Below are 2,450 nucleotides of genomic sequence, written 5' to 3'. Positions count from 1 at the left end.
TGACCACTCACCGTCGACACCAGGTTGCGGTGCGAGGACAAGATCGCCTTCGGCCGACCCGTCGAACCCGACGTGAACATCAAGCAGGCGGGGTCGTCGGGGCCGAGCGGCAGGCCGAGGTTGCCGGGGTTGCGGGAGAGGAGTTCTCCCGGGGCCTCGGTGTGGGTCTGCCAAGGGCCGTCGACGCGTTCGGCGAGGGTCGGCGCGGTGACGAGGTGGCTGATTCCGGCGTCGGTCGCCGCCGAGCGCAGCCGCTCGTCCGGGAAGTCCGGGTCGAGCAGCGTGTAGGCCGCACCGGTCTTGACCACGGCGATCACCGCCGCCGCGAACTCCACCCCGCGTTCAAGGAGCACACCGGCCATGTCGCCTCGGCCCAGACCGTGGGCGCGCAGGTGGTGGGCCCAGCGGTTGGCGGCGGCGTTGAGCTCCGCGTACGACACCTCGCGGTCACCGTCGATCAGGGCCTTCGCCTCCGGCCGACGGAGCACCTGCTCCTCGAACCGCTCGACGAGGGAGGTGTCACCCACCTCGGCGACGGTCCCCGCCCACGGGCCGGTCAGCAGCTCGCGCTCCGCGCTCGACAGCGCCTCCAGGGCCGAGAGCGGCAGGCCGGGGTCGTCGAGCACCTGGGCCAGCACCTGGCCGAGGACCGAAGCCATCCTCCGTACCGACTCCTCGTCGAACACCTCGGACGCGAAGATGACCGCACCGTGCAGGCGCCGGCTGTCATCGGAGCGGAGCAGGAATTCGAGGTCGAACTTCGCCGATCCGTTCCCGAGGCCGGAGATCTCGGTGGTACGGACTCCGGACAGGTGCAGCTCCGGAACGCCGTCCACTTCGAGCCCGAGGCAGATCTGGAAGAGGGGGTGGCGTGAGAGGCTGCGGGCCGGGTTGACCGCTTCGAGGACCAGGTCGAACGGCGCCTCCTGATGCGCGAAAGCATCCAGGTCCGCCGTACGCACCCGCCCCAACAACTCACGGAAACTCGGATCACCCGCACTGCTCGTCCGCAGCACCAGCGTGTTCACGAAGAACCCGACCAACTCCTGCAACGACCGCTCACCACGACCCGCCACCGGCGTACCCACCGCCAGATCAGACCCCGCACCCAGACGGGTCAACGCCGCCACCAGCGCCGCATGCACCACCATGAACGGCGTGCACCCCTCCGAGCGGGCGAGGAGCGCGACGCGCTCGAACAGGTCTTCTCCTAGGTCCAGTTCGACCTGTCCGCCCTGATGCGACGCCCTGGCCGGCCTGGGGCGGTCCAGGTTCAGACCGTGCTCCTCCGGCAGCCCCTCCAGCGCCCCGCGCCAGAAACCCAGCTCCCGACCGAGCACACTCTCCGGATCGTCCGCCGAACCCAACACCCGCCGCTGCCAGGCCGCATAGTCCGCGTACTGCACGGTCAAGGGTTCAAGCGCTGAGCTCTCGGCCCCGGCGACCCGGGCCTCGTAGGCCCGCTGAAGGTCCCCGAAGAACACGGCATTCGACAGGCCGTCCGTCGCGATGTGGTGCACCACCAGCGACAGCACCACCGAACCGTCACCCAGCTCGAAGGCCACCGCCCGCAACGGAAGATCCACCGCCAGATCGAAGACACGACCGGCCAGTTCCGCCAGCTCCGCAGCAAGGTCGGAGGCGGCGACGCGCCGGCGTTCCACCGACACTCGGGCCTGCTCCAAAGGCAGTACCCGCTGGCGCGGCTCGCCCTCCACCGGCTCGAACACCGTCCGCAGCGGAGCATGGCGCTCCACCACATCGCCCAGCGCCGACTCCAGCGCTCCGAGGTCCAACCCGCCCTCGCACCGCACCACCATCGGCACGTTGTACGCCGCGCTGTCCCCCTCCAGCTCCGACAGCAGCCACAGCCGTCGCTGGGCGAACGACGCCGGAGCCAGATCACCGGCTCCCTCCCCCGCGACCAACGACGGGAGAGCTTCTCCCTCCCCCTGACCTGCGACGAGCTCCGCGAGCCCCGCCACCGTCGGACGGGCGAACACGTCCCGGATCGTGAGCCGCACGCCGAACGCCTCGGCGATGTGGTTCGTCAGCCGCGCCGCGAGCAGCGAGTGGCCGCCGTGGTGGAAGAAGTCGTCGTCGATGGTGAGGTCTGCGGTGGTGTCCAGGGTCCGGGCGAAGAGGGCGAGGAGGGTCTCCTCCAGCGGGGTGCGCGGGGCGCGGCCGAGGGAGGCGACGGGCGCCGGCTCGGGCAGGGCGCGCTTGTCGACCTTGCCGTTGGGGGTCAGCGGCAGCCGGTCCAGGGCGATCACATGTGTGGGGACGAGGTGTTCGGGGAGCCGGTCGGCCACGTGCCGGCGGATCTCATCGGGATCCGTGTCGGTGACGACATAGGCGGCGAGCTGCTCGTGGTGGACGGTGACGACGGCCTGGGTGACGGCGGGGTGGGTCAGCAGCGCGGCCTCGGTCTCGCCGGGCTCGACACGGAA

At 70.7% G+C, this 2,450-nt stretch carries 1 protein-coding gene; it reads right to left on the bottom strand.

Going from position 1 to position 2,450, the window contains the following annotated elements:
* Positions 1-2,450: condensation domain-containing protein (locus tag ACH4TP_RS40300; protein WP_398440716.1), on the bottom strand; the 2,450-nt coding region annotated here is incomplete at both ends.

Origin of the sequence: Streptomyces sp. NPDC021012 (genome assembly GCF_044333355.1) — a bacterium.
Lineage (GTDB): Bacteria > Actinomycetota > Actinomycetes > Streptomycetales > Streptomycetaceae > Streptomyces.
The sequence above is the reverse complement of the archived record's forward strand: the minus strand, read 5'-3'. Positions and strand labels throughout refer to the sequence as shown.